Raw genomic sequence first — 24,564 nt, 5'->3', positions numbered from 1 at the left:
GCCCCCGGATGCGGCCCAATGGTCGTTTGGGTACCGAGTGGTGAGGCCGGCCGCTGACGTATGCCCCTTGTCGCAAGGAGGTTCGTCATGTCGGACAATCGTTTCTTCGGCACACACCGCCCCTGGGAGGACTGGCTCGGCATGCTGCTCGGCGTGCTGATCATGGTTTCGCCCTGGTTTCCGATGCAGGTCAGCGACGTCGTCGATGTCGAGCGCAGCCACCTGGTGCTCAACAGCTTCGTGGTCGGCATGCTGGTGCTGGGCCTGGCCCAGCTCGAATATGTCGCGCTGCATCGCTGGGAGGAGGTGGCGAGCATCGCGCTCGGCCTCTGGCTGATCGCGTCGCCAAACATCTTCGGCTATTCGGAAGACCAGGCGCTGCAGCTCTGGCACATCCTGTTCGGAGGGCTGGTCGCCATGATCGGCGCCTTGCAGCTCTGGCAGGACTGGAACCTGAGCGAGCAGGACCTGGCCAAGTATCCGCAATAGCGGTCTCGGGCCGAGTATTGTCGGGCCAGGCATTGTCGGGTTGGCAGCCGCCGGCGCGGTATCATCGCGCCGGGCCCGGCGGGCCTTGCCGAGGTGCGCTGCTTGGCGATAAACCGGGTGGCATCAACCCCTTGCGGCGCTTGAAGACGCCCGGTTCTGACCGAGGAAACACCCGATGACCGTCCTGACCTTGCCCTGTCTGTTGTGCGTATCGGCGGAGCGGCAATGAGCGGGACTGAGAGGACCGCGCCGCGCGGCGGGATCGCGCGGGTGTCGCGCCGGGTGATGAACCTCGCCTACATCCTGACCCAGAACGCCCGCCGGCATGGCGATCGTCCTGGCTTCATCTGGAACGAGAAGGCGTGGTCCTGGCGCCATATCGACCAGAACGTCTCGGCGCTGGCGGCGGCGCTGGCTGCGCGCGGCATCGGCAAGGGCGACCGCATCCTGGTGCATTCCAAGAACTGCGACGAGATGTTCTGGTCGATGTTCGCGGCCTTCCGGCTCGGCGCGGTCTGGGTACCGACCAATTTCCGCCTGATGCCGGACGAGGTCGCCTATCTGGCGGCGGCCTCCGGCGCCAAGGCGTTTCTGTGCCACGCCGACTTCCCCGAGCATGCCAAGGCGGCCGTCAATCCCGCGCTGGAGTTCATCTGGCGGATCGGTGAGGAGGGCACGTTCGGCGAGGCGACCGTTGGCGACGTCATCGCCAAACATGCCTGCGCCGCGGTCGAGAACACGGCGGTCGAGTACGACGATCCTTGCTGGTTCTTTTTCACCTCCGGCACCACCGGCCGCTCCAAGGCCGCGGTCCTGACCCACGGCCAGATGGCCTTCGTGATCACCAATCATCTCGCCGATCTGATGCCCGGCACCACCGAAGACGACGCCTCGCTGGTGGTGGCGCCGCTGTCGCATGGCGCCGGCGTGCACCAGCTGGTGCAGACCGCGCGCGGTGTGCCGACCATCCTGCTGCCGTCGGAGAAGTTCGACATCGCCGAGGCGTACCGACTGATCGCCAAGCACCGCGTCAGCAACATCTTCACGGTGCCGACCATCCTGAAGATGATGGTCGAGCATCCCGCCGCCGACCAGCACGACCATTCCTCGCTGCGCTACATCATCTATGCCGGTGCGCCCATGTATCGCGAGGACCAGAAGGCGGCGCTGAACAAGCTCGGCGGCGTGCTGGTGCAGTATTTCGGCCTCGGTGAGGTCACCGGTAACATCACCGTGCTGCCGCCCGGCCTGCATGATCCCGAGGACGGACCGCATGCGCGGATCGGCACCTGCGGCTTCGAGCGCACCGGCATGCAGGTCTCGATCCAGGGCGAGGACGGACGCGAGCTGAAGGCGCACGAGACCGGCGAGATCTGCGTGATCGGCCCCGGCGTGTTCGCGGGCTACTACGACAATCCCGAGGCCAATGCGAAGGCCTTCCGCGACGGCTGGTTTCGCACCGGCGACCTCGGCCACATGGACGAGGAGGGTTTCGTCTACATCACCGGCCGCGCCTCCGACATGTACATCTCCGGCGGCTCCAACATCTATCCGCGCGAGATCGAGGAGAAGCTCTTGACGCATCCCGCGGTCGGCGAAGTCGCGGTGCTCGGGGTGCCCGACCCGTTCTGGGGCGAGGTCGGTATCGCCGTCTGCGTCGCGCGCGAGGGCACCGAAGCGGTCGGGGAGGCGGAGCTTGCGGCGTACCTCGCGCCAAAGGTGCCGCGCTACAAGATGCCAAAACGCTTCTTCTTCTGGGAGGGGCTGCCGAAGTCCGGCTACGGCAAGGTGCCGAAGCGGCTGATCCGCGACGAGCTCGAGGCGCGCGGGCTGCTCGAGGTGATTGCCAAATCGACGGGCGCGTGAGGCGATGCGCAGCATCGCCCAGCCTGGCGCTCCCATACCCGAGCGCATCCAATGGGTCGCCGCGCGCGGCCGCGCCTTTTCATTCCTGCTGGGGGCCGGCATACCCTTGCTCGAAGCCGTGCGCCGCGGCTTTGCGGCGGAAGGATTTTCCGGCGGCGTGCTGAGCACGACCGGTGGCGCGCTCGGGCCGTTCGCCTATGTGATGCCGGCGCTGTCGAAGGACGGCGTCAACGCCGCGTTCTACAGCGACACGTTCCGTCCCGACGGCGTGACGCGGCTCAAGCTCGCGGCGCTGACCTTCGGCGAACGCGACGGCGCGCCGTTCTTCCATTGCCATGGCTTGTGGACCGAGGCCGACGGCCGCTTCAACGGCGGACACATGCTGCCGGATGAGACCATCGTCGCCGAGCCGTTCGAGGTCAGCGCGTTCGGCATCGACGGCGCGACGTTTGTGGCCGAGCCCGACAGCGAGACCAATTTCAAGCTGTTCGGTCCGGTCGAAAGCGCGCCGGCGGGTGCGAAGACCACGAGCCATGCCTTCGCATTGCGGCTGCGGCCGAACCAGGATTTCGCTTGCGCGCTGGAAGGCTTTTGCCGCCAGCATGGCATCTTGCGCGCGCGGCTGCATGGCGGGGTCGGCTCGACCATCGGCGCGGTCTTCAGAGATGGCCACAGCGTGGTGCCGTTTGCGACCGAGCTTGCGGTGACCGCGGGGCAAATCGCGCCCGACGCCAATCGTCGGGTCCGCGCCAGCCTCGACGTCGCGCTGGTCGACTATCTCGGCGGTATCGCCGAGGGACGCCTGGTGCGCGGTGACAATCCCGTGCTGATGACGATGGAACTGGTGCTGGAAGTGCTGGAGGAGGCGGAGCGGCCGTAGGGGGTCCTCTGATCTATCAACGCGTCGTCCCTGTGTTCGCTGGAGTCGGTAACGCCGCGTTCTCCGCTGTCGTCTCTGCGAAAGCAGGGACCCATAACCACAGGGGCGGGTTGTTGAAGCGAGCTGCGGCCCGGTGCTGTGCAATGATGACCATCGGTGGTTATGGGTCCCGGGTCGCGCTACGCTTGCCCGGGACGACATCGAAATTGTTGCACGACGTGTGAGGGCAAACGCCCGCACTATCGCGATACATTACGATGAACCGAAATGTTTTTACAAAGGGCTTGCGCCGTCGGGCAACTCAGAGGTAAGGGCCGCTCACCGCCGCTTGCGGACATGGACGTTGATGTCGAGGTCGATCGCGCTGACGCAGGTCTGCTCGGTGCGGTGGGAGCCGCCCTCGTGCCAGGGGCCCTTGCGCAAGCTGATCGCGGTGACTTGGGCAAGCCGCAGGCAGCGCCATTGCGGCAGCTTGCCCGAACTCTCGCCGGCGAACTGCCAGGCCAGCACGACCTCTTCGCCGCCCTTGTTGTGGCCGATGATATGCGGGCAGAGCTCGCGCGGCCGGCCGTCATAGATGCAGGCCACTTGCTGCTCGGTGAGGATCGCCTTGCGGAAGCGCATGTAGGTGCGACTTGGCATCGGCTCAGTCGTCGAAGACGCGGAAGACGGCGGCGGCTGTCACCAGCAGTTTGTCGTCGGCGAAGGCTTCCGCATCGACGAAAGCGAAAGTCCGCGTCACCTTCTTCAAGGTCGTGCGGCCAATGATCCATGGACCCGGCGCGGCGCCGCCGACGAAGCGGGTGTCCAGCGAAACGGTCGCGCATTTGCGTTTCGTTGCCATGAACACGGCACTGCCGAGGGCGGTATCGAGAAAGCCGAGGATCGCCCCGCCATGAATGTAGCCGTAGGGATTGCCGTGCCGGTCGTCGCTCTGAAACCCCCATTCAGGCGCAGCGTCGCCGGTCTCGCGCCAGTAGTAGGGGCCATTATGGTCGATGAACCCTGGGCGGCTCGGCAGGAGCTTGAACCCTTCTGGAGGCGAGGTTGTCATTTCGGGGATCCCAACAAGGATTGATGATTCCGCGTCGCATGCGCGGGACGTTGAACCTAGCATTGTGCGCCGACATACGCGCCAGACCAGTCCGCGCGTTCCCGTTGTGTTCTTGACGGGTTCACCTCGATCTGGGATCGTGGTTGGCGCCGCCGCGGAGTACCGGAAGCAGGACGAATGGCCAGAGGACGACACCGCCCGATCAACATGCCCGCGCCGTACTTGAAGCGCGTCTGGCTCGATCCGGAGCGCATTCCCAATCGCAATGCGTATCCGTTCGTGCTGCCGCTGCTGCGCGACGAATTCGAACTCAGCTTCGACAAGGCGATCACCATCATCGTCGGCGAGAACGGCACCGGCAAGTCGACCTTGCTGGAAGGCATCGCCGTAATGGCGGGCTATGACGACGCCGGCGGCGGCAAGGGCTATCGCGCGGTCGACCATGGTCGTGCGCTGGAGCAAATGGGCGGTTTGCTGGCGTCAGCGCTGCGCGCGAGCTGGTTGCCCAAGGTCACCAATGGCTGGTTCTTCCGGGCCGAAAGCTTCTTCTCGGTTGCACGATATCTGGACGAGGCAGCGCAGGACGTCGGCGCGTTGCCGCCGGACTTCCTGTCGCATTCCCACGGGGAGGGCTTTCTGCGTTTCTTCGAGGAGCGCTGCCAGCGGCAGGGCATCTTCATATTCGACGAGCCGGAATCCGCGCTATCTCCGTCACGGCAGATCGAATTCCTCAAGCTGCTGCACCGGATGAACGGCACCGGCCACTGCCAGGTGATCATGGCCACGCATTCGCCGGTCCTGATGGCCTATCCCGACGCGACGCTGCTGCGGCTGAGCAAATACGGGCTCGAGCCGGTCAGCCTGAGGGAGACCGATCACTACCGGCTGATGCGGGAGTTCTGCGACGACCCGAAGGGGTTCGTCGAGGCAGCGATCTCGGAGTGAGGCCGATCCCGGCAGGCTTGTCTCCCGGAGAAGCCCGCGGCCGCGACTTCGCTCTGGTGCAAGAAGTCGATCCCCGATCTAGTCTAGATGTCGAACCATAAACTGCGGCATGCGCCGGGCGGCGCACGACCGACGGACATCGGGAGAGACCAGGGATGAGGTTGACGATCGCGAAGGCTGGCGTCGTGGCGGCGGCATTGGCCGTATTGGGGGCCGCCTGGGCCCATGGGCCGACCCGCCAGAAGGTGCGCGAATCCATCGAGATCGATGCGCCGCAGGCCAAGGTGTGGGCGGTGATCGGTAATTTCCAGGACATGAGCTGGCTTGCCGGTGTCGCCAAGACCGAGGGCGAGAAGGGCAACGAGATCGGCGCCACGCGGCGGCTGACATTGGCGCCCGGCATTACCATCGACGAGGAGCTCTACAAATACGAGCCCGAGATGATGAGCTATTCGTACCGGATCACCGCCGTCGACGTGAAGGTGCTGCCGGTCACCAATTACTCCTCGACGCTGTCGGTGTCGCCGGCGCCCGGCGGCAAAGCGAAGCTGGAATGGGCCGGCGCGTTCTATCGCGGCTTTCCGAACAACGATCCGCCGCCGGAGCTGAACGACGAGGCCGCGGTGAAGGCGGTGAGCGAGCTGTACCGGGGCGGGCTGGCGGCGCTGAAGAAGAAGATCGAGAGCGGAAGCTGAGCATGATGAGATCAAGTTTGAGCCGCTGCATCGGGACTGCGTTCCCTCTCCCGCTTGCGGGGGAGGGTTAGGGTGGGGGCTCCCTCCGCGAGTCGCGTCCTGGAGAGAGCCCCCACCCGGACCGCATCTATCGATGCGATCCGACCTCCCTCGCAAGCGGGAGAGGTGCAACGAGGTCGCGGCGAGATTGCTTCAACTCCAACGCATCGCGTTTTCGTCCTGCGGACGGTCGTTTTCGTTGCGCTGCTGGCCGGCATCGCTGCCGCGCGCGCCGAGGAGGCCTTCGTCACCAACCAGCTCAGCGACGATCTGACGGTCGTCGATCTTGCGACCTCGAAGCCGGTCGCGACCATCGCGATCGGCGGCAAGCCCGCGGGTGTTGCCGTCAGCCATGACGGCCGCTTCGCCTATGTGACGAGCCCGGATGCCAAGGCGGTCACGGTGGTCGACGCGTCGGCGCGAAAGGTGGTCGGCCGGGTCGATGTCGGTGGCGGGCCGCTCGGCATCGCGGTGGCGCCCGACGCCGCAACCGTCTATGTCGCCGACTGGTACGCCGCCGCGGTGCGGGTGATCGATGCGAAAGAGCGGCGGGTCGTTGCCAGCATCGCGGTCGGCGCATCGCCGTCCGGGCTTGCCGTGACGCCGGACGGGCGGCTGCTGCTCTCGGCCGACCGCGATGACGACAGCGTGTCGATCACAGACATTTCCGCGCATGAGCGGCGAGCGATCGTGAAGGTCGGGACGCGCCCGTTCGGCGTCACTGTCGATGCCGAGGGCAAGCGCGCCTACACCGCCAATGTCGGCTCCAACGACGTCTCGGTGATCGACATCTTAACCGCCCGCGAGATCGGCCGCGTCCATGTCGGCCTGCGCCCCTACGCGGTGGCGCTGGCGCAGGGCCGCGGCTTCGTCACCGACCAGTATGACGGCAAGGTCAGCGTGTTCGACCTCGCGACATTGCAGCCGGTGAAGCGGATCACGGTCGGCGATTACCCGGAAGGGATCGAGGCGACCGCCGACGGCAAGCAGGTCGTGGTCGCGAACTGGGAGAGCAACACGCTGAGCGTGATCGATGCCGCCGAGCTGAGGGTGATCGGCGAGGTCAAGGTCGGCGACGGCCCGCGGGCGTTCGGGGCGTTTCTGAGGCGGACGGAGTAGGAGCGGTGCGTAGGGTGGGTTAGCGAAGCGTAACCCACCATTGTCGCCGTACAGGTGTGGAAGACGGTGGGTTACGCCTTCGGCTAACCCACCCTACGATGTCTGCACATCCGGCGCGCTCAGGTGCTATAATCCCCTCCGAACAAGGCAAACACAGGGAGGATGCCATGCATCATACCTTGGTGCCCAGCGACCGCGTCGAGCATGTCTGCGTGTTCGGACGTGACGGTACGAAGCTCGGATCGATTGAGCGTCTGATGCTCGACAAGGTGAGCGGCACGGTGGCCTACGCCATTATCAAGACCGGCGGCGTGCTCAGCACCCATCACCACTATCCCGTCAGATGGACCGCGCTGCACTTCGATCCCGCGCGCCACGCCTTCGAGGTCGAGGTGACGCTGGAGGATTTGCGCGCCGGGCCGTCCGAATTCGACGGCGACGAATTCGACTGGGGCGACCGCTCGCAAGCGTACACGCATCCGAATTATTGGGCGGTGTAACGCGGAGGTGAGGGGGCGTTGTAGCCCGCATGAGCGAAGCGACATGCGGGACAGACGTCGACGGCTCCGAGAAGGCCCGGATATCGCTTCGCTCGTCCGGGCTACCTGCATAGTCCGAGACAGGCACACATGCCCCTATTCAAGCCCGCCGGCTGGCCTTCCGTCGTACCGCGAATTGTCACGCGCGACCTGACCGGCTTGGCCGGATTCCTCCGAGACGTTTTCGGCGCAGAAGGCGAAGTCCGCTCCGGCGCGCCAACGGAAATCCGGATCGGAGACTCGATCATCTTGATCAGCGACGGCGGAGGCGTACGGGAGGCGATGCCGGCCTTTCTCTATGTCTATGTTGAGAGCGCGGACGAGACCTATCGGCGGGCGATTGCGGCTGGCGCTGGATCGATCGAAACCCCGGCGGATACGCCCTATGGCGACAGGCGCGCGACGGTCCGGGATGCCTGGGCAAACGTCTGGCAGATTGCTACGTATCGCGGGAACTGAGCGCTAGTAGCCCGTATCAGCCAACGGGTCGCGCGAACGCGCGCTCGATGTCAGGCTCCGCGACATGCGGGCTACTTGATTCACTAATCCGCAGCATGTTTCCGACCGGGCCACGTGATCCATCGACCGGTCAGTCAGTCCGCATCGCCGTCGTCCTGCTCACCGTCGCTATCTTTGCCGGCGCCTCCGTCTCCGTTACCTCCGCTCGAGCCGGTGGCTGGCGCCTTTGATGCTGCCGGGAATGAAGAAGGCTCCATCGGCACTTGATAGAGCGCCATCAGGCTGAAGGCAGTCCAGAATTCGCGGCGTTCCTTGCCGGCCTTGGGCAACTTGTAGCCAAGGCTGTTCGCGAGTTTGGGCAGGCCGAGATCGAACGTCGTCTTGACGCATTCACCCCAGGCAACGGCGCGCCAGACTGCGCCATTGTATGCGAGCCAGCTGGTCACTGCGCAAAGCGCCGTGCATGACAGAAGAGCCCATTGTGGCCGGGAATAATGGGCAAGCCAGACGGCATAGATGTCCGAGAGGCTGCACAGAAACTGGCCGAGCGCGATCAACGCCAAGACCATGCTCAAGATGAACGTGTTCAGGAAAAAGTCGACCTCGGCGCGCGCATCGGCGGTCATCGACGCGAGTTGCTTCGGCGCAAGCGCGGCCAACCGGCCCCACGCCGGGATGGAGTCAACGCCATAGACGACGAGCGCATACGCCTCGAAGGCGCGAATTGCATTTCCGAAGCGAGTCGGGAGAACGGGGAAATTCAGGGGAGGGAAGTCATTGGCGAGAATCAGGTCGATGGCGTCAATGCGCTTGTTGAGCCGGTCCTTGACCTGTTCGACGGTCGTGCCGTCGACCTCGGAAATCAGCTTTTGCCGCTCCTGCGACAACGTTTCCCTTCGCTTGCTGAGGCGGCTGTTTCCCAGCCATGCCATTGGAGCCGTGTAGCCCTCAACCATCCGGTAGACGAAGTGATTGACGAGCATCAACACGACCGAGAACACCCACACGCCCAGCGCAAAGACCGTGATTTCCTCCCACTTCTTCTCTTTCCAGACGGCTTCATAAACCTGCTGAACACCGTCGCTGTCCCGAAACAGCCACAGCACCACGAGCGCTGCGAGCAGCGCAGGTACGAAGAAGCCGATGATGAAGTTGCGGTCGGCGAGCTTCGGAAGGCTCGACAGCATTACTTCAAGCCGCGGGGCTTCTTGATGAGCGGATCGCCTGGCAGCGAGCTCGCGGACATCCCGAGCACGCCCATGATGTCGGACTCCTTCATAATCAGGAGTTCTTCACCGTCGATCTTGAGTTCAGTGCCTGACCATTTTCCAAACAGCACTGAATCGCCGACCTTGATATCGACGGGGATCAGCTTGCCGAACTCGTCGCGGCCACCCGGTCCAACTGCAATAACCTCGCCCTGGGCCGGCTTCTCCTTGGCCGCATCAGGGATGAGGATGCCTCCGGCGGTCTTCTCTTCGGCATTGATCCGGCGAATGACAACCTGATCGCGAAGCGGGCGGAACCTGGCCATCTCGACTTGCCCTCCCCATGGGCCGATGAACAATCAAAATGTGATACAGAAAAACTACAGGTTGAAAGTTTGCGCCAGATTTCGGTCGGAGACAAGATTGATAACGAGGCAGGCGGAGAGCTACTCCGCCGCCTCGCTCGCTGAGCTCTTTCTCGGCTTGCTGTTCGCCTTCTTCAGCACCGGGGCCAAAAACTTGCCGGTGTAGCTGCGCGGCGCTTTCACGATGTCCTCCGGCGGGCCCCAGGCGACGATTTCGCCGCCGCCGTCGCCGCCTTCGGGACCGAGGTCGATCACCCAGTCGGCGGTCTTGATGACCTCGAGATTGTGCTCGATCACCACCACCGTGTTGCCCTGGGCGACCAACTCGTGCAGCACCTCGAGCAGCTTGGCGACGTCGTGGAAGTGCAGGCCGGTGGTCGGCTCGTCCAGGATGTAGAGCGTGCGGCCGGTGGCGCGCTTTGACAATTCCTTCGCCAGCTTGACGCGCTGCGCTTCGCCGCCGGACAGCGTGGTCGCCTGCTGGCCGACATGGATGTAGTCGAGGCCCACACGATGCAGGGTCTGGAAGGTCTCGCGTACGCGCGGCACCGCCTTGAAGAACTCGGCGGCTTCCTCGACCGTCATGTCGAGCACGTCGGCGATGCTTTTGCCCTTGAACAGCACCTCAAGCGTCTCGCGGTTGTAGCGCTTGCCCTTGCAGGTGTCGCACGTGACGTAGACGTCGGGCAGGAAGTGCATCTCGATCTTGATGACGCCGTCGCCCTGGCAGGCTTCGCAGCGGCCGCCCTTGACGTTGAAGGAGAAGCGCCCGGGCTCGTAGCCGCGCGCCTTCGCCTCGGGCAGGCCTGCGAACCATTCGCGGATCGGTGTGAAGGCGCCGGTATAGGTCGCGGGGTTGGAACGCGGCGTGCGGCCGATCGGCGACTGGTCGATGTCGATGATCTTGTCGATGTGCTCGAGGCCCTCGATGCGGTCGTGCGGGGCGGCGCCTTCGCTGGCGTTGTTCAGCTTGCGCGCAATCGACTTGTAGAGCGTGTCGATCAGCAAGGTCGACTTGCCGCCGCCGGAGACGCCGGTCACGCAGGTGAACAGGCCGAGCGGAATCTCGGCCGAGACGTTCTTCAGATTGTTGCCGCGGGCATTGATGACCTTGATGGTGCGCCGGTGGTTCGGCGGCCGCCGGTCGGGCACGGGGACCGAGAGCTCGCCGGTGAGATACTTGCCGGTCAGCGATTTCGGGTTGCGCATGATCTGGTCGGGCGTGCCTTCGGCGACGATGTGGCCGCCATGCATGCCGGCGCCGGGCCCGATATCGAGCACATAATCGGCGAGGCGAATGGCGTCCTCGTCATGCTCGACCACGACCACGGTATTGCCGAGGTCGCGGAGCCGCTTCAGCGTGTCGAGCAGGCGGGCATTGTCGCGCTGGTGCAGGCCGATCGACGGCTCGTCCAGCACGTAGAGCACGCCGGTCAGTCCCGAGCCGATCTGCGACGCGAGGCGGATGCGCTGGCTCTCGCCGCCGGACAGCGTCCCCGAGGAGCGCGACAGCGTCAGGTAGTTGAGGCCGACGTCGAGCAGGAAGGTCAGGCGCTCACGGATCTCCTTCAGGATGCGCGTCGCGATCTCGTTCTGCTGCGCGTTCAGCGCTTCCGGCACGGTCTCGAACCATTCGCCGGCGCGCTTCACCGAGAGCTCGGAGATCTCGCCGATATGCTTGCCGCCGATCTTGACGCATAGTGCCTCCGGCTTCAGCCGATAGCCGTTGCAGCCGGCGCAGGGCACGTCGGAGAAATACTTGCCGAGCTCCTCGCGCGCCCATTCGCTCTCGGTCTCGCGGTAGCGGCGGTTGATATTGGTGACGACGCCCTCGAACGGCTTCTTCGTGTCGTAGGAGCGGACGCCGTCCTCATAGGAGAACTTGATCTCGTCGTCGCCCGAGCCGTGCAGCAGCGCGGCCTGCACCTTCTTGGTCAGGTCCTTCCACTTGGTGTCGAGCGTGAACTTGTAGTGCTTGCCCAGCGCGGTCAGGGTCTGGATGTAATAGGGCGAGGACGACTTCGCCCAGGGCGCGATCGCGCCCTTGCGCAAGGTCAGCTCCTTGTCCGGGATGACCAGGTCCTCGTCGATGTGCTGCTCGACGCCGAGGCCGCCGCACGCCGGACACGCGCCATAGGGGTTGTTGAACGAGAACAGGCGCGGCTCGATCTCGGGGATGGTGAAGCCGGAGACCGGGCAGGCGAATTTCTCCGAGAACAGGATGCGCTCGGGCCCGCTCTTGTCGTGGATCTTCGCGGTCTTCTTCTTGTCCTCTTTCTTCTCGTCTTGCCCGGCCGCCGCGGGCGCATCGGCGTATTCGATCACGGCGAGGCCCTCGGCGAGCTTCAACGCGGCCTCGAAACTTTCCGCGAGGCGCTGGGCGAGGTCGGGGCGCACCACGATGCGGTCGACCACGACGTCGATGTCGTGCGGGAATTTCTTGTCGAGCGCGGGCGCCTCCGACAGCTCGTAGAAGGTGCCGTCGATCTTGACGCGCTGAAAGCCCTTCTTGAGGTACTCGGCGAGCTCCTTCTTGTACTCGCCCTTGCGGCCGCGCACGACCGGCGCCAGCAGATAGAGGCGGGTGCCTTCCGGCAGCGCCAGCACGCGGTCGACCATTTGCGAGACGATCTGGCTCTCGATCGGCAGCCCCGTGGCCGGTGAATAGGGCACGCCGACGCGCGCCCAGAGCAGGCGCATGTAGTCGTAGATCTCGGTGACGGTGCCGACGGTGGAGCGCGGATTCTTCGACGTCGTCTTCTGCTCGATCGAGATCGCCGGCGACAGGCCGTCGATCTGGTCGACATCCGGCTTCTGCATCATCTCCAGGAACTGGCGCGCATAGGCCGACAGCGACTCGACGTAGCGGCGCTGGCCCTCGGCATAGATGGTGTCGAATGCGAGCGACGACTTGCCGGAGCCGGACAGGCCGGTGAACACCACGAGCTTGTCGCGCGGAATCTCGACGTCGATGTTCTTCAGATTGTGTTCGCGCGCGCCGCGGATCGTGATGGCGCGCGATGAGGAGCCGGCGTTCTGTTGGCGCTTCGCCTTGAGCACTTCATCCATAGCGACATTTCCGGGCGCATGATCGGGCGCCTTTTTGGGCGCGCATCGCCGGTGCTGCCGGGACCTTGCGCCGATGGGTGAGAAGACTGGAACGTAGGAAGAACGGCCGACAATTTCCAGTGCTGAGTCGTCTCCATCAACGGATAGTTTGCCTGATGGCAGCAGCCGTCAGCAGGGCCCGGTTCCCGGACGCAAAAAAGGCCGGCACGAGGCCGGCCTTTTCGCTTGATCTGATCGCAGATCGATCTCAGGACTTGGCTTAGTACTTGGCGACGATCGGGCCGCCGAAGTGATAGTTCACGCCGAACTGCACGGTGTGCAGGTTGATGTCGGCAGACCGAATGCCGAAGTAGGTCTCGCCGCCGAGGCTGCGATACAGGTACTCGCCCTTGATCGACCACTGCGGCGCGATGAACGCCTCGATGCCGGCGCCGACCGTCCAGCCGGAGTGGAAGTTGCTCTGCGAGACGCTCACGCCGCCAGCGCTGAGGGTGAGCTTGTTGTCGGCCCAGGCGTAGCCGCCGGTGCCGTAGAACAGCACCTTGTCGACGGCGAAGCCGATGCGGCCGCGCGCGGTGCCGAGCGAGTCGATCTTGCTCGTCGCGGTGATGCCGAAAGCGGTAGCGGACGCATTGACGTCAGCCCAGGCGCCGTCAGCCTCGAGGCCGTACACGATGTTGCCGGCCTGCCAATTGTAGCCGATGGTGCCGCCGCCGAAGCCGCCTTCCATCTTCGGGTTGCCGGAGTCCTCGCTGGCATAGCCACCGAAGCCGCCGATGTAGAAGCCGGTCCAGTTGTAGATCGCGGCCGGCGGCGGAGCCTTCACGTAAGGCGCGCGTGCCGCCATGTCGGCGGCCATAGCCGGTGCAATTGCGCTGAGGGCAAACATGCCGGCCGATGCCAGCAAAACATTCCTGATTTTCAAAGTCCCAGTCCCATTTTCTTGTTGTCCCTTCAAACATTGAAGGGAACGTCACAGCAGTGTCGTGTGACGCTCGCGTGTTTCTACATAGAAATCTTGGAAGTTGTGTATCCGTGAAACCACAATGCACGGAAAACGGCCCAGGCGAAGCGCGCTTGCGCGCAAGAAAAAAGCCGGCGCAAGGCCGGCTCTTGTCTGTGATGCGAAGCGACCGCCGGTAGCTCAGTATTTCGCTGATACGACCGGGCTCGGCGCGTTGAAGTGGTAATTGATGCCGAGCTTGACGGTGTGGAACGTGTCCTTCCACTCCGAGCGATCGTTGATCGCGGGCGTGTACTGGATCGGCGCGACCTTGCCGAGCCACGCCAACAAAAAGGCCGGCGCGAGGCCGGCCTTTCGTCTGGATCAAATCCGTGTCGCGCGATCAGTAGCGCGCAACCACCGGGCCGCCCCACTTGTAGTTCACGCGGACGGTCACGAGGTCGACGTCCTGGCGATCGCGGATGTTGCTGAACAGCGCGCCGGTCGGGGTGGTGAGGTTGTAGGTCTTGTCCTGCATGAACAGGTGGTCGTATTCGACACCGGCGGTCCAGTTCGGCGCGAAGCCGACTTCGATGCCGGCGCCGATGGTGCCGCCCCAGCGGGTGTCGCTCGCGCGGCCGGCGAGCACGCCGGTCGGCGTGAAGTAGGTGCTGAAACGGTTGTCCGTCAGCGCCGCACCGCCCTTGGCGTACAGCAGCACGTTATTGACGGCGTAGCCGATCTGGCCGGTGAACAGGCCGAACGCGTCGATCTTGCTCTGGTTGGTGAACAAGCCCGGGAAGATCGCGCTGTTGTTGCTGCCCTTCAGGTCAGCCCAGTCGCCCTGCGCTTCAAGGCCGAACACCCAGGTGCCGGCCTGCCAGCGATAGCCGATCTCGCCACCGGCAACGCCGCCGGTCGCATCATGGCAACCATCCGATCCAACGAAGATGCCGCCCGGGACCTGGTCCCAGCAATTGTGGCTCGAGCCCCAGCCGCCGTTGGCGCCGATGTAGAAGCCGCTCCAGTCATAGACGGCGGCGATCATCGGCGGCGCCTTGGTGTAGGGGCGCGCCGCGAGATCGGCAGCCGCAGCTGGTGCGGCAAACGCAATCAGAGCAACCGTACCGAGCAAAAACTTCTTCATAATCAAACCCCCAGCTCCCCGACCGGCTTCCAAAAGGTCCCGAAGCGCGATCTCAGACGCGAGCGCCCGTCTGATGGCTGGTAGCTATACGCTGATTCAACCGGAAACGCCGTCTCCCAAATGCAACACACGCGGAAGAAGTGTTGGCATACCAAAGTGTTGATTTAGCTATCATTTTATCGGAGCGTCGCGGCCGGTTGATGGCGCCGATCGAAATCGGCATTCGCCCCATCGCCGTCGACCGCTTCTACGGCTGGTTGTGGCGAACAAAACTGGAACACTCTTGGCGGCGATGCTATATCTCGATATCCGTGGATAAACCGCGCGACGGCAAAGGCAGCGAGCCGGCGCCGGCGTATAGGGTCATCCACGACGCCTGCAAAGTAAGTGGCGAAGGTTGAGAGTGGCGACCGATGTCCGGGCGCCCGGTTTTTGAGCGGAGATGATGCGATGGCGGGAAGTGTGAACAAGGTGATCCTGGTTGGAAACCTCGGCAAGGATCCGGAAATCCGGCGGACCCAGGACGGCCGTCCGATTGCGAACCTTTCCATCGCCACCTCGGAAACCTGGCGCGACAAGGGCACCGGCGAGCGCAAGGAAAAGACTGAGTGGCACCGTGTCGTGATCTTCAACGAAGGTCTCTGCAAGGTCGCCGAGCAGTATCTGAAGAAGGGCGCCAAGGTGTACATCGAGGGTCAGTTGCAGACCCGCAAATGGACCGACCAGAGCGGCGTCGAGAAGTACTCGACCGAGGTCGTGCTGCAGGGCTTCAACTCCAACCTCACCATGCTCGACGGGCGGGGCGGCGGAGGCGGCAGCTTCTCCGATGATGGCGGCAGCGATTTCGGCTCGTCTGGTCCGGTCAGCTCGGCGCCGCGCCGTGCGGTCGCCGCCGGCGGCGGCAGCCGCAACAGCGACATGGACGACGACATCCCGTTCTGACCGCGGGTGGCGCTTCCCACCGTTCACCTGGATGCCGTTCCGTGAAGATCATTTCGCGGAGCGGCGTTGTGATTTGTCGCCGCAGGTTCCTCATGTGGATTATGAGGATAACTCTCTAAACACCTGCAGTGCCTTATTCAACTGAAGCCGGTCAGCGCAAGTTCCTCAGACTTTGACACAGGCCAATGTGAATGGTATTTACATTGGCCTTGCGGCGAGCGATGCCCAGCCGTGAGCTTCACCCGAGGGCTGCCATCATGAGCCTCGCGCCACTGCTCGACGCCGCGCCTGCGATCCCACTCCACGCCTTTGCCGCGATGGCCGCCTTCGTGCTCGGCTCCATCCAGCTCGCCGCGCCGAAGGGCACGCTGCCGCACCGGACGCTGGGCTGGATCTGGGTGATCCTGATGCTGGTGGTCGCCGGGAGCTCGTTCTGGATCCATCAGATCCAGCTGGTGGGCCCGTGGAGCCCGATCCACCTGCTGTCGATCTTCTCGCTGGTCATGCTGGTGCTCGGCGTGGCGGCCGCGCGGAGCCACAACGTTAGCCGCCACAAGTTCACGATGATCGGCATTTTCTTCGGAGCGCTGGTCATTGCCGGGCTGTTCACCTTCATGCCCGGGCGGATCATGCACGCGGTGATTTTCGGCCAATAATCGGTCGATCAGGGCGTTGCGAAGGCCGGTTCCACCAGGTCTTCGCGACCTCGCAACCGCCGGGCAAAGCGGGGGCGTCGCAAGCCTGCAATGCGGCCGGTAAGTGCATGAAAAAACGAAGGGAAAAACGGCTTGCCGGAGCCGCGCAAGGGTGGTTATCAGGCCCCCGATGGTCTATATGATTCCCCAGCAGAACTGACCGGATTTCCCCTTTGTCCGAACCCGAAGACGACAAGCCCGGCGAGCCGCCGGTGCCCTCAGATATTCGTCCCGTTTCCATTCTCGACGAGATGAAGAAGTCCTACCTCGATTATGCGATGAGCGTGATCGTGTCGCGTGCGCTGCCCGATGCGCGCGACGGGCTCAAGCCGGTGCACCGGCGCATCCTCTATTCGATGCATGAGCAGGGACACACGCCGGACAAGAAATACGTCAAGTCCGCGCGCGTCGTCGGTGACGTGATCGGTAAATATCATCCGCATGGCGACCAGTCGATTTACGACGCGATGGTCCGCATGGCGCAGGACTTCTCACTGCGCGTGCCGCTGATCGACGGCCAGGGCAATTTCGGTTCGGTCGACGGCGATCCGCCGGCAGCCTATCGATATACCGAGGCACGGCTGACGAAGGCGGCGCTTGCCGTTCTGGCCGACATCGACATGGAGACCGTCGATTTCCAGCCGAACTACGACAACTCCGAGAAAGAGCCGTCGGTTCTGCCGGCCCGGTTCCCGAACCTGCTGGTCAACGGCGCCGGCGGCATCGCCGTCGGCATGGCGACCAACATCCCGCCGCATAATCTCGGCGAGGTCGTCGACGCCTGCGTGGCGCTGATCGATAATCCGGCGCTCACGATCGACGAATTGATCGACATCATTCCCGGACCGGACTTCCCGACCGGCGGCGTTATCCTCGGCCGCCAGGGCATCCGCTCGGCCTACCATCTCGGCCGCGGCTCGATCGTGATGCGCGGCAAGGTGGCGATCGATACGATCAGGAAGGATCGCGAAGCGATCATCATCACCGAGATTCCCTATCAGGTGAACAAGGCGACGATGGTCGAGCGCATCGCCGATCTCGTCAAAGAGAAGAAGATCGAGGGCATCGGGGACTTGCGCGACGAGTCCGACCGGGACGGCTATCGCGTCGTCATCGAGCTGAAGCGCGAAGCGGTGCCTGACGTGGTGCTGAACCAGCTCTACCGGTTCACGCCGCTGCAGACGAATTTCCCGGCCAACATGCTGGCGCTGGATTCCGGCCGTCCGCAAACGATGAATCTGAAGGACCTGCTCACCATCTTCGTCGCGTTCCGCGAGCAGGTGGTGACCCGGCGGACCAAGTTCCTGCTCGGCAAGGCCCGTGATCGCGCCCACATTTTGGTCGGCCTCGCGATCGCGGTCGCCAACATCGACGAGATCATCCGTGTCATCCGAACCTCGCCCGATCCGAACACCGCGCGCGAGGCGCTGATGTCGCGCGACTGGCCGGCACGCGACGTCGAGGCGATGATCACGCTGATCGACGATCCCCGGCATCGCATCAACGATGACGGCACGCTCCGGCTGTCGATGGAGCAGGCCAGGGCCATCCTCGATCTCCGGCTGCAGCGCCTGACCGCACTGGGGCGGGACGAAATATCCGAGGAGCTCGACAAGCTCGCGGCCGAGATCGCCGATTATCTCGACATCCTGCGCTCGCGTGCGCGCGTGCAGGACATCGTCAAGACCGAGCTCGCCGAGGTGAAGCAGCAGTTTGCCACCCCGCGCAAGACCGTGATCATCGAGCAGGAAGGTGAGGTCGAGGACGAGGACCTGATCCAGCGCGAGGACATGGTCGTCACCGTGTCGCATGCGGGCTACGTCAAGCGCGTGCCGCTGTCGACCTACCGGGCGCAGCGCCGCGGCGGCAAGGGCCGCGCCGGTATGCAGACCCGCGACGAGGATTTCGTCTCGCGGCTGTTCGTGGCCTCGACCCACACGCCGGTGCTGTTCTTCTCGTCGCGCGGCCAGGTCTACAAGGAGAAGGTCTGGCGGCTGCCGATGGCCGCGCCAAACGCGCGCGGCAAGGCGCTGATCAACATCCTGCCGCTGGAGCAGGGCGAGCGCATCACCACGATCATGCCGCTGCCGGAGGATGAATCCTCTTGGGGCAATCTCGACGTGATGTTCGCGACGACAGGCGGCACCGTTCGCCGCAACAAGCTGTCCGATTTCGTCGACGTCCGCCGCTCCGGCATCATCGCCATGAAGCTCGGAGAAGGCGAGGCGATCGTCGACGTGCAGATCTGCACCGAGCGCGACGACGTGCTGCTGACCGCCGCCGGCGGGCAGTGCATCCGCTTCCCGGTCACCGATGTGCGCGTCTTCACCGGCCGTACCTCGATGGGCGTGCGCGGCATTGCGCTCCCCGAGGCCGACAAGCTGATCTCGCTGGCGATCCTGCGCCATGTCGAGACCACCTCGGACGAGCGCTCGGCCTACCTGAAGATGCGCCGCGCGGTGGCCGGCGAGGCGACGGCCGAGGAGCCCGCGGATGCCGAGGGCGAGGAGACGGCGACCGCGATCCAGCTGTCGCAGGAGCGCTATGCCGAACTGTCGGCGGCCGAACAGGTGGTGCTCACCGTCTCCGTCAATGGCTTCGGCAAGCGGACCACGTCGTACGAGTACCGCACCACCGGCCGCGGCGGCAAAGGCATCGTCGCGATGAGCGTCAACAACCGCAACGGCAACCTGGTGGCGTCATTCCCGGTCGAGGACGCCGACCAGATCATGTTGGTCACCGACAAGGGCCAGCTCATCCGCTGCCCGGTGGCCGACATCCGCGTCGCCGGCCGCTCGACCCAGGGTGTGATTGTGTTCGACACCGCCGAGGACGAGCATGTCGTCTCGGTCGAGCACATTCCGGAGGAAGAGAACGGCGCGAACGGGAACGGCGAGTAGGGTCGTTCCCGAACGTGGTTCGTTGCAGGCGGCTCGAGGTTGGGGCGCCACGCCAGGTTGACTGATGCCTGCTGGGCGCGCAGGGCCGCGCCTATGCGTCGCTTCGCCGAGCTTCGAGAACGTGCGTCTCTGTTCGTCGAAGGGCGACCCGCTCAGGGCGCCTGGGCGGCAGATCGCATTGTGAACAGAACGCTATCGCCGTTCCGTTGCGCTGTTTCGCGTGACGTCGCGTAGCCGTGCACGAGCTCCAGACCGCCTTCGGAAACATGCCATTTCCAGCGAGTGGGCTCTTTCTGCGCACTCACGATAACCTCCAGGAGGCGAACGCGGGTTTGTTTGGCCATCTTGCCGACATGCATCCTGGTTGGCCCGCGTGCGAGTGCGCCCAATCTGGTCGCACAGGAGCTATTTCTTCTTCCTCGGCGGCGGAGGGTTGATCTCGGCGATCTTGCGCAGGCAATCGGCTTCGGTGTCATGCGGGCCGGTCACGAATGTTCCGCTGACTTTTGTGGAATACCAACCGGACGTCACGCCGAGGCGCACGGACTCTTCAGTCTTGACGTGACGAGGCGAGAGATTTTGCATGAAGCTCTTTCGGTGAGTGCGTCGAATCTGTCTCGAACGCACGGAGGAGGCTTTCAACCATCCGACTGGAACATTCGTCGGGTTCGCCTCGCGCTGGAAAGCCGCGCCAGTCGGCAAGCGTCGTCGTTCCTGCGCGCGATTGCAGCAAATAGCCAGCACTTTCTCGCGCGATACGGGTATTTGTCCGATGAGGCAGATCGCACCTTGTATTCGACCGCATCGTTGCCATGTCGGCAGCACAAACAGGAACGTATTTCGAATGAAGCTTCGCGTCGGATTCGAAATGCACTACGAGTTCCCGCAGCCGACGCCCATGATCATGGTGCTGGGCACGCACTTCACGCGCGCGTCCGATATCATCGTCCCCGACCACCTGACCACCAGCCCCGCGGTGTCGATCACGCCGTATCGCGATGGATTCGGCAATTGGTGCAGCCGTATCGTCGCGCCGGCCGGTCCGATGCGCCTGGCGGCCGATGGCGTCGTGCGCGACAGCGGCGAGCCTGATCCGGTGTTTGCTTCGGCCGGTCAGCACGCGGTCGAGGACTTGCCGGCGGACACGCTGGTCTATCTGCTGGGGAGCCGCTATTGCGAGACCGACCGGCTTTCGGAAATCGCATGGAAGTTGTTCGAGGGCACGCCGCCGGGCTGGCCGCGGGTCCAGGCCATTTGTGACTTCGTCCATCGCCACATCGTTTTCGGCTACGAGCACGCCCGCGCCACCAAGACGGCGCGGGAGGCCTTCGACGAAGGCAAGGGCGTATGCCGCGACTACGCGCATCTCGCTATTGCCTTCTGCCGCTGCATGAACATTCCGGCGCGCTATTGCACCGGCTATCTCAGCGACATCGGCACCCCGCTGCCCTGGGCGGCTGGTGATTTTGCCGGCTGGTTCGAGGCCTATATCGGCGGCCGCTGGCATATGTTCGATCCGCGCAACAACGTGCCGAGGATCGGCCGGGTTCTGATCGCACAGGGACGGGATGCCTCCGACGTTCCGATCACCCAGACGTTTGGGCCAAACACGCTGATTTCGTTCAAGGTCTGGACCGACGAGGCCGCTTCATGACGCATGATCCCCAAGCCCTCAGTTCGGACGAGTTCGCCTCCCTCGTCGAGGTCGGCAAGGGCGAAGCGCAACAGGAGATTCCCCAATCGCACGGGGAGCGCCTTGTCGGTCTCGGCTACGCAGTCAGACGGCTCGGAGAACTCGGCCTGACCGCATCCGGCGTTCGTCGCCCCGCCGCGGGCGAATAGACCTTAAGCCCCTCGGATGTCCTTGCCCGATTTGGGTCAATGAGGGTCCGTCGATGCAGCATCAACGGTCCCGGATTGCGCTTCGCTGCATCCGGGCTACGCGAGCCGCTCGATCAAATCTCGATCTCGGTGCCGAACTCCACGACCTGACCGGTCGGCACGCCGAAGAAGGCTGCGGAGCGCTCGGCGTTGCGCTGCAGGAAGGCGAACAGCGATTCGCGCCACACCCACATGCCCGGAACGTCCTCGCGCGGGATGATGGTTTCACGGCCGATATAGTAGGTCACGTCGGAGAGATCGATGCCGGGCAGCTTGCCCTGCCGGCAGGCGAGCTGCAGCCCTTCGTAGATCGTCGGGTACTGCATGAAACCGTAGTGCAGGATGATCCGGGTGATACCCGGGCTGATCTCGTTGACGTCGGCGCGTTCCTCGTCGGGAATTCGCGGCCGCTCCTCGATCTGCACGGTGACCAATAGCACGCGCTGATGCAGCACGTGATTGTGCTTGACGAACTGGGTCAGCGCGAGCGGCACGCCGTTGGGGGCCGAGGCCAGGAACACCGCGGTGCCGGGCAGGCGGGCGCTGCACTTGTTGACAGCGGTCTCGATCAGATCCTCTTCGGGCTGGCGCAGCTTGCCGCGCGCCTTCTCGACCAGCTTGACGCCGCCGCGCCAGGTCATCATCAGGAACGCCACGGCAGCCGCGAGCAGCAGCGGGAACCAGCCGCCTTCAAAGAGTTTCTCGGTGTTCGCCGCAAAGAAGATCGCGTCGATGATGAAGAAGAAGCCGTTCACCGCGATCACGATGATCGGCGAATAGCCCCACTGGATCGCGACCAGCGCGGCGAGCAGTGTGGTGATCGCCATCAACAGCGACACTGCGATGCCGTAGGCGCCGGCGAGCGCGTCGGAGGTGCCGAACGCCAGCACCGCGCCGAGCGTGCCGGCCGCGAGCAGCCAGTTCACCAGAGGCACATAGATCTGCCCGATCGCGTCGCTCGTGGTGTGTTGGATATGCATGCGCGGCAGGAAGCCGAGTTGGATCGATTGCTGGGTCAGCGAGAACACGCCGGAGATGATGGCCTGCGAGGCGATCACGGTCGCTACGGTTGCGAGCAGGACGAGCGGGTAATGCGCCCAGTCGGGGGCGAGCTGGAAGAACGGGTTGTCGATCGAATTCGGGTCGTTGATCAGTTCACCGGCCTGGCCGAAATAGTTCAGCACCAGCGCGGGCAGGCAGACGGCGAACCAGGCGAGCCGGATCGGAAAGCGGCCGAAATGCCCCATGTCGGCGTACATCGCCTCGCCGCCGGTGACGGCGAGGAATGCGGCGCCGAGGATGGCAAAGCTGACGTGGAAATCCTGATGGATCAGGAAATCGAACGCATAGAACGGGCTCAGCGCAACCAGCACGCCGGGCGCCTTGACGATGCCGTGAACGCCGAGCGCCGCGAGCACGACGAACCAGAACAGCATCACCGGGCCGAAGATCTTGCCGATGAAGCCCGTGCCCTGCTTCTGCATGAAGAACAGCCCGATCAGGATCACGACGGTGAGCGGCACCACCGCCGGCGCCAGCGAGGGCGCGTCAACCTTCAGGCCTTCGATCGCCGACAGCACGGAAATGGCCGGCGTGATCGCGCCGTCGCCATAGAGCAGGGCAGCGCCGATCAGGCCGACCACCAGCAGATGGGAGCGCCAGGTGCCGGGTGCCGCATTGCGCGCCGAGAGCAGCGCCAGCAGCGCGACGATACCGCCTTCGCCGCGGTTGTCCGCGCGCAGGATCAGCATCGCGTATTTGACCGAGATGATCAGGATCAGCGCCCACAGGATCAGCGAGACCACGCCGAGCACGGCACTTTGCGTCAGCGGCCCACCATGGGCGGCGGCCTTGGCGGCTTCCTTCAGGGCGTAGAGGGGGCTGGTGCCGATGTCGCCATAGACCACACCCAGGGCACCGAGTGTGACCGCGACCGGGAGCGGACTGCTGGGAGGATGGCCAGAAGAAACGATGGCGGGCGTACTGGTCACGGCAATCCCCTGATGGCTTGCGCCCTCCGGATCATCCGGGCGGGCGCTTTAGACGATAGTCTGCGACGGGACGTCGCAAATTACCATTGGGTTTTGTGTGACGGACTGAGCTTACACCGAACTGACGGGCCGGTTTCCGCTCTGATCGCGCCGGAGCGGCAAGGCGATCGCTTCGGGTTGCTGCGATGGGCAGCTACTTTGCATGGGGTTGTTTTCGATATTTTGGCGACGCCCATGCAACTTGTCGGGATTGGTCGTCTGCATCTGGACCAGTGCCGAGTGTCCTCAAATCACCTACGGGGTGCGGTCGGCGGTGACGAGGCGGGCTTCGCGAACCACCGTCTTGTTGCCGGCGCTGCGCAGGCAGGAGGCCTCGAAATTCGGCCAGGCCTGCTGCGAGCAGTCCTTGCCGACCGGGTGGATGTCGAGACGGTCGCTCTTGGCCAGTGGCTGCGGGGTGGAGGCTTCGACCTGCGGCGCAAAGCCCGGCAGCACGGTGAGCGCGGCGGCAATGAACGCGGCAACGGTGATAGCGGAAAGTGCCTTGATCATGACGGTCCCCATATGATCGGGCCCCCCGGGCCCGTCGTTTCGTTGTCCAATGTCTACCGGCCGCTCGTTTCCTGCCGTCTTCGCCAGGGTGAAAAATGGTTTCATCGCGGGCCGTTTTTGTTTCGTCCGCCAACGGCCGACGAAACATTCACGCACGTAGACGCTGGCATCCCAGGACTCGTTCATTGGACGAGGAGAGATTTATTTCGCGCGGCGGGTGGAACCCGGGCGGCTTGCCGGGGAGAGCCGGGCGGGTTAGGAGGGACCATGTCCCGTATCGCGCTCTATCCCGGCTCCTTCGATCCCGTCACCAACGGCCATCTGGACGTGGTCCGGCAGGCCGTCGGCCTGTGCGACCGCCTGGTCGTCGCCGTCGCCATCCATGCCGGCAAAAAGCCGCTGTTCTCGACGGAGGAACGGCTGGACATGCTGCGCGAGGTGTGCGGTCCGATCGCCCAGCAGGCGGGCTGCGCCTTCGATTGCACCACCTATGACAATCTGACGGTGACCGCGGCGCGCAAGCTCAGTGCCACCATCATGATTCGCGGCCTGCGCGACGGCACCGATCTCGACTACGAGATGCAGCTGGCCGGCATGAACGAGGCCATGGCGCCCGAGGTGCATACCGTGTTCGTTCCGGCGTCGGTCGCGGTCCGCCCGATCACCGCCACACTGGTGCGCCAAATCGCCCAGATGGGCGGCGACTTCTCTGCATTCGTGCCGTCATCAGTCGCCGCTAGCCTGAAGGCCAAGTTCGCCGGCTGATGCCGGCGGCCTGCCACACCC

Annotated in this window: 26 protein-coding genes; 15 read left to right on the top strand and 11 right to left on the bottom strand. The window is 64.3% G+C overall.

The features are described from left to right. The first annotated feature begins 87 nt into the window (after window positions 1-87). The 3 genes from Q0030_RS03960 to Q0030_RS03950 all read left to right on the top strand — a co-directional run bounded on the left by Q0030_RS03960 (window position 88) and on the right by Q0030_RS03950 (window position 3,235). Entirely contained in the window at window positions 88-489 is a 402-nt protein-coding gene (locus Q0030_RS03960; protein ID WP_298363309.1) for an SPW repeat protein, read from the top strand. Between the two features lie 225 nt (window positions 490-714). Then, window positions 715-2,355, top strand: a complete 1,641-nt coding sequence (locus Q0030_RS03955) for an acyl-CoA synthetase (protein WP_298363308.1) — start codon at window positions 715-717, stop codon at window positions 2,353-2,355. A gap of 4 nt (window positions 2,356-2,359) precedes the next feature. Further along, complete coding sequence (locus tag Q0030_RS03950) at window positions 2,360-3,235, top strand: DUF296 domain-containing protein (protein WP_298363307.1); 876 nt, start codon at window positions 2,360-2,362, stop codon at window positions 3,233-3,235. Window positions 3,236-3,553: 318 nt separating this feature from the next. Here Q0030_RS03950 and Q0030_RS03945 read toward each other — a convergent pair whose 3' ends face one another. After that, window positions 3,554-3,877 carry a hypothetical protein gene (locus tag Q0030_RS03945; RefSeq protein WP_298363306.1) on the bottom strand — a complete coding sequence of 108 codons (324 nt, stop codon included), beginning with the start codon at window positions 3,875-3,877 and terminating at the stop codon, window positions 3,554-3,556. A gap of 4 nt (window positions 3,878-3,881) precedes the next feature. Further along, entirely contained in the window at window positions 3,882-4,289 is a 408-nt protein-coding gene (locus tag Q0030_RS03940; protein WP_097672159.1) for a PaaI family thioesterase, read from the bottom strand. A 177-nt stretch (window positions 4,290-4,466) separates the two neighbouring features. Between Q0030_RS03940 and Q0030_RS03935 the strand changes: the two genes are divergently transcribed. The 5 genes from Q0030_RS03935 to Q0030_RS03915 all read left to right on the top strand — a co-directional run bounded on the left by Q0030_RS03935 (window position 4,467) and on the right by Q0030_RS03915 (window position 8,085). Beyond that, a complete protein-coding gene (locus Q0030_RS03935; RefSeq protein WP_298363304.1) occupies window positions 4,467-5,234 on the top strand; it encodes an AAA family ATPase in 768 nt (255 codons plus the stop codon). Between the two features lie 155 nt (window positions 5,235-5,389). Next, window positions 5,390-5,929, top strand: coding sequence for an SRPBCC family protein (locus tag Q0030_RS03930; protein WP_298363303.1), 540 nt, complete (start codon window positions 5,390-5,392; stop codon window positions 5,927-5,929). A gap of 219 nt (window positions 5,930-6,148) precedes the next feature. Then, window positions 6,149-7,087 (top strand): cytochrome D1 domain-containing protein, encoded by a 939-nt coding sequence (locus Q0030_RS03925; RefSeq protein WP_298364560.1) that lies wholly within the window; start codon window positions 6,149-6,151, stop codon window positions 7,085-7,087. A 167-nt stretch (window positions 7,088-7,254) separates the two neighbouring features. Next, window positions 7,255-7,587 (top strand): PRC-barrel domain-containing protein, encoded by a 333-nt coding sequence (locus tag Q0030_RS03920; RefSeq protein WP_298363302.1) that lies wholly within the window; start codon window positions 7,255-7,257, stop codon window positions 7,585-7,587. Between the two features lie 129 nt (window positions 7,588-7,716). Then, window positions 7,717-8,085 carry a hypothetical protein gene (locus tag Q0030_RS03915; protein WP_298363301.1) on the top strand — a complete coding sequence of 123 codons (369 nt, stop codon included), beginning with the start codon at window positions 7,717-7,719 and terminating at the stop codon, window positions 8,083-8,085. A 134-nt stretch (window positions 8,086-8,219) separates the two neighbouring features. Here Q0030_RS03915 and Q0030_RS03910 read toward each other — a convergent pair whose 3' ends face one another. The 6 genes from Q0030_RS03910 to Q0030_RS03885 form a co-directional block, all read right to left on the bottom strand. Then, entirely contained in the window at window positions 8,220-9,272 is a 1,053-nt protein-coding gene (locus Q0030_RS03910) for a hypothetical protein (RefSeq protein ID WP_298363300.1), read from the bottom strand. Continuing rightward, window positions 9,272-9,619 (bottom strand): co-chaperone GroES, encoded by a 348-nt coding sequence (locus Q0030_RS03905; RefSeq protein WP_298364559.1) that lies wholly within the window; start codon window positions 9,617-9,619, stop codon window positions 9,272-9,274. Before Q0030_RS03905 ends, Q0030_RS03910 begins: the two co-directional genes overlap by 1 nt. A gap of 120 nt (window positions 9,620-9,739) precedes the next feature. Next, entirely contained in the window at window positions 9,740-12,727 is a 2,988-nt protein-coding gene (gene uvrA, locus Q0030_RS03900) for an excinuclease ABC subunit UvrA (RefSeq protein WP_298363299.1), read from the bottom strand. Between the two features lie 259 nt (window positions 12,728-12,986). Continuing rightward, a complete protein-coding gene (locus Q0030_RS03895) occupies window positions 12,987-13,646 on the bottom strand; it encodes an outer membrane beta-barrel protein (protein ID WP_298364557.1) in 660 nt (219 codons plus the stop codon). Between the two features lie 225 nt (window positions 13,647-13,871). Next, window positions 13,872-14,018 (bottom strand): hypothetical protein, encoded by a 147-nt coding sequence (locus Q0030_RS03890; RefSeq protein WP_298363298.1) that lies wholly within the window; start codon window positions 14,016-14,018, stop codon window positions 13,872-13,874. 55 nt (window positions 14,019-14,073) lie between these two features. Then, entirely contained in the window at window positions 14,074-14,817 is a 744-nt protein-coding gene (locus Q0030_RS03885) for an outer membrane beta-barrel protein (RefSeq protein ID WP_298363296.1), read from the bottom strand. 143 nt (window positions 14,818-14,960) lie between these two features. Here Q0030_RS03885 and Q0030_RS03880 point away from each other — a divergent pair, with 143 nt between their 5' ends. The 4 genes from Q0030_RS03880 to gyrA all read left to right on the top strand — a co-directional run bounded on the left by Q0030_RS03880 (window position 14,961) and on the right by gyrA (window position 19,354). After that, window positions 14,961-15,218 carry a hypothetical protein gene (locus Q0030_RS03880; protein WP_298363295.1) on the top strand — a complete coding sequence of 86 codons (258 nt, stop codon included), beginning with the start codon at window positions 14,961-14,963 and terminating at the stop codon, window positions 15,216-15,218. A gap of 49 nt (window positions 15,219-15,267) precedes the next feature. Further along, window positions 15,268-15,759: a single-stranded DNA-binding protein gene (locus Q0030_RS03875; protein WP_021081257.1), complete on the top strand. Its 492-nt coding sequence runs from the start codon at window positions 15,268-15,270 to the stop codon at window positions 15,757-15,759. A gap of 257 nt (window positions 15,760-16,016) precedes the next feature. Beyond that, window positions 16,017-16,415: a DUF2306 domain-containing protein gene (locus Q0030_RS03870; protein ID WP_298363294.1), complete on the top strand. Its 399-nt coding sequence runs from the start codon at window positions 16,017-16,019 to the stop codon at window positions 16,413-16,415. 212 nt (window positions 16,416-16,627) lie between these two features. After that, window positions 16,628-19,354 (top strand): DNA gyrase subunit A, encoded by a 2,727-nt coding sequence (gyrA, locus tag Q0030_RS03865; protein WP_298363293.1) that lies wholly within the window; start codon window positions 16,628-16,630, stop codon window positions 19,352-19,354. A 405-nt stretch (window positions 19,355-19,759) separates the two neighbouring features. Here the strand turns inward: gyrA and Q0030_RS03860 are convergent, their stop codons facing one another. Then, the gene (locus Q0030_RS03860) at window positions 19,760-19,939 is read right to left on the bottom strand and encodes a hypothetical protein (RefSeq protein ID WP_092114072.1); all 180 of its coding nucleotides are present in this window, start codon (window positions 19,937-19,939) and stop codon (window positions 19,760-19,762) included. A gap of 259 nt (window positions 19,940-20,198) precedes the next feature. Between Q0030_RS03860 and Q0030_RS03855 the strand changes: the two genes are divergently transcribed. Together Q0030_RS03855 and Q0030_RS03850 are read left to right on the top strand one after the other, a co-directional pair. Next, window positions 20,199-21,008, top strand: coding sequence for a transglutaminase family protein (locus tag Q0030_RS03855; protein WP_298364555.1), 810 nt, complete (start codon window positions 20,199-20,201; stop codon window positions 21,006-21,008). Continuing rightward, window positions 21,005-21,196 (top strand): hypothetical protein, encoded by a 192-nt coding sequence (locus Q0030_RS03850; RefSeq protein WP_298363291.1) that lies wholly within the window; start codon window positions 21,005-21,007, stop codon window positions 21,194-21,196. Before Q0030_RS03855 ends, Q0030_RS03850 begins: the two co-directional genes overlap by 4 nt. Window positions 21,197-21,309: 113 nt before the next feature. Here Q0030_RS03850 and Q0030_RS03845 read toward each other — a convergent pair whose 3' ends face one another. Continuing rightward, on the bottom strand, window positions 21,310-23,208 hold the full coding sequence (locus Q0030_RS03845) for a KUP/HAK/KT family potassium transporter (protein WP_298364552.1): 1,899 nt from the start codon (window positions 23,206-23,208) through the stop codon (window positions 21,310-21,312). Window positions 23,209-23,520: 312 nt separating this feature from the next. Continuing rightward, on the bottom strand, window positions 23,521-23,778 hold the full coding sequence (locus Q0030_RS03840) for a hypothetical protein (protein ID WP_279705865.1): 258 nt from the start codon (window positions 23,776-23,778) through the stop codon (window positions 23,521-23,523). A gap of 267 nt (window positions 23,779-24,045) precedes the next feature. Here Q0030_RS03840 and coaD point away from each other — a divergent pair, with 267 nt between their 5' ends. Further along, on the top strand, window positions 24,046-24,543 hold the full coding sequence (gene coaD, locus Q0030_RS03835; RefSeq protein WP_298363288.1) for a pantetheine-phosphate adenylyltransferase: 498 nt from the start codon (window positions 24,046-24,048) through the stop codon (window positions 24,541-24,543). Window positions 24,544-24,564: the final 21 nt, after the last annotated feature.

Origin of the sequence: uncultured Bradyrhizobium sp., assembly GCF_947648125.1 — a bacterium.
GTDB lineage: Bacteria > Pseudomonadota > Alphaproteobacteria > Rhizobiales > Xanthobacteraceae > Bradyrhizobium.
The sequence above is the reverse complement of the archived record's forward strand: the minus strand, read 5'-3'. Positions and strand labels throughout refer to the sequence as shown.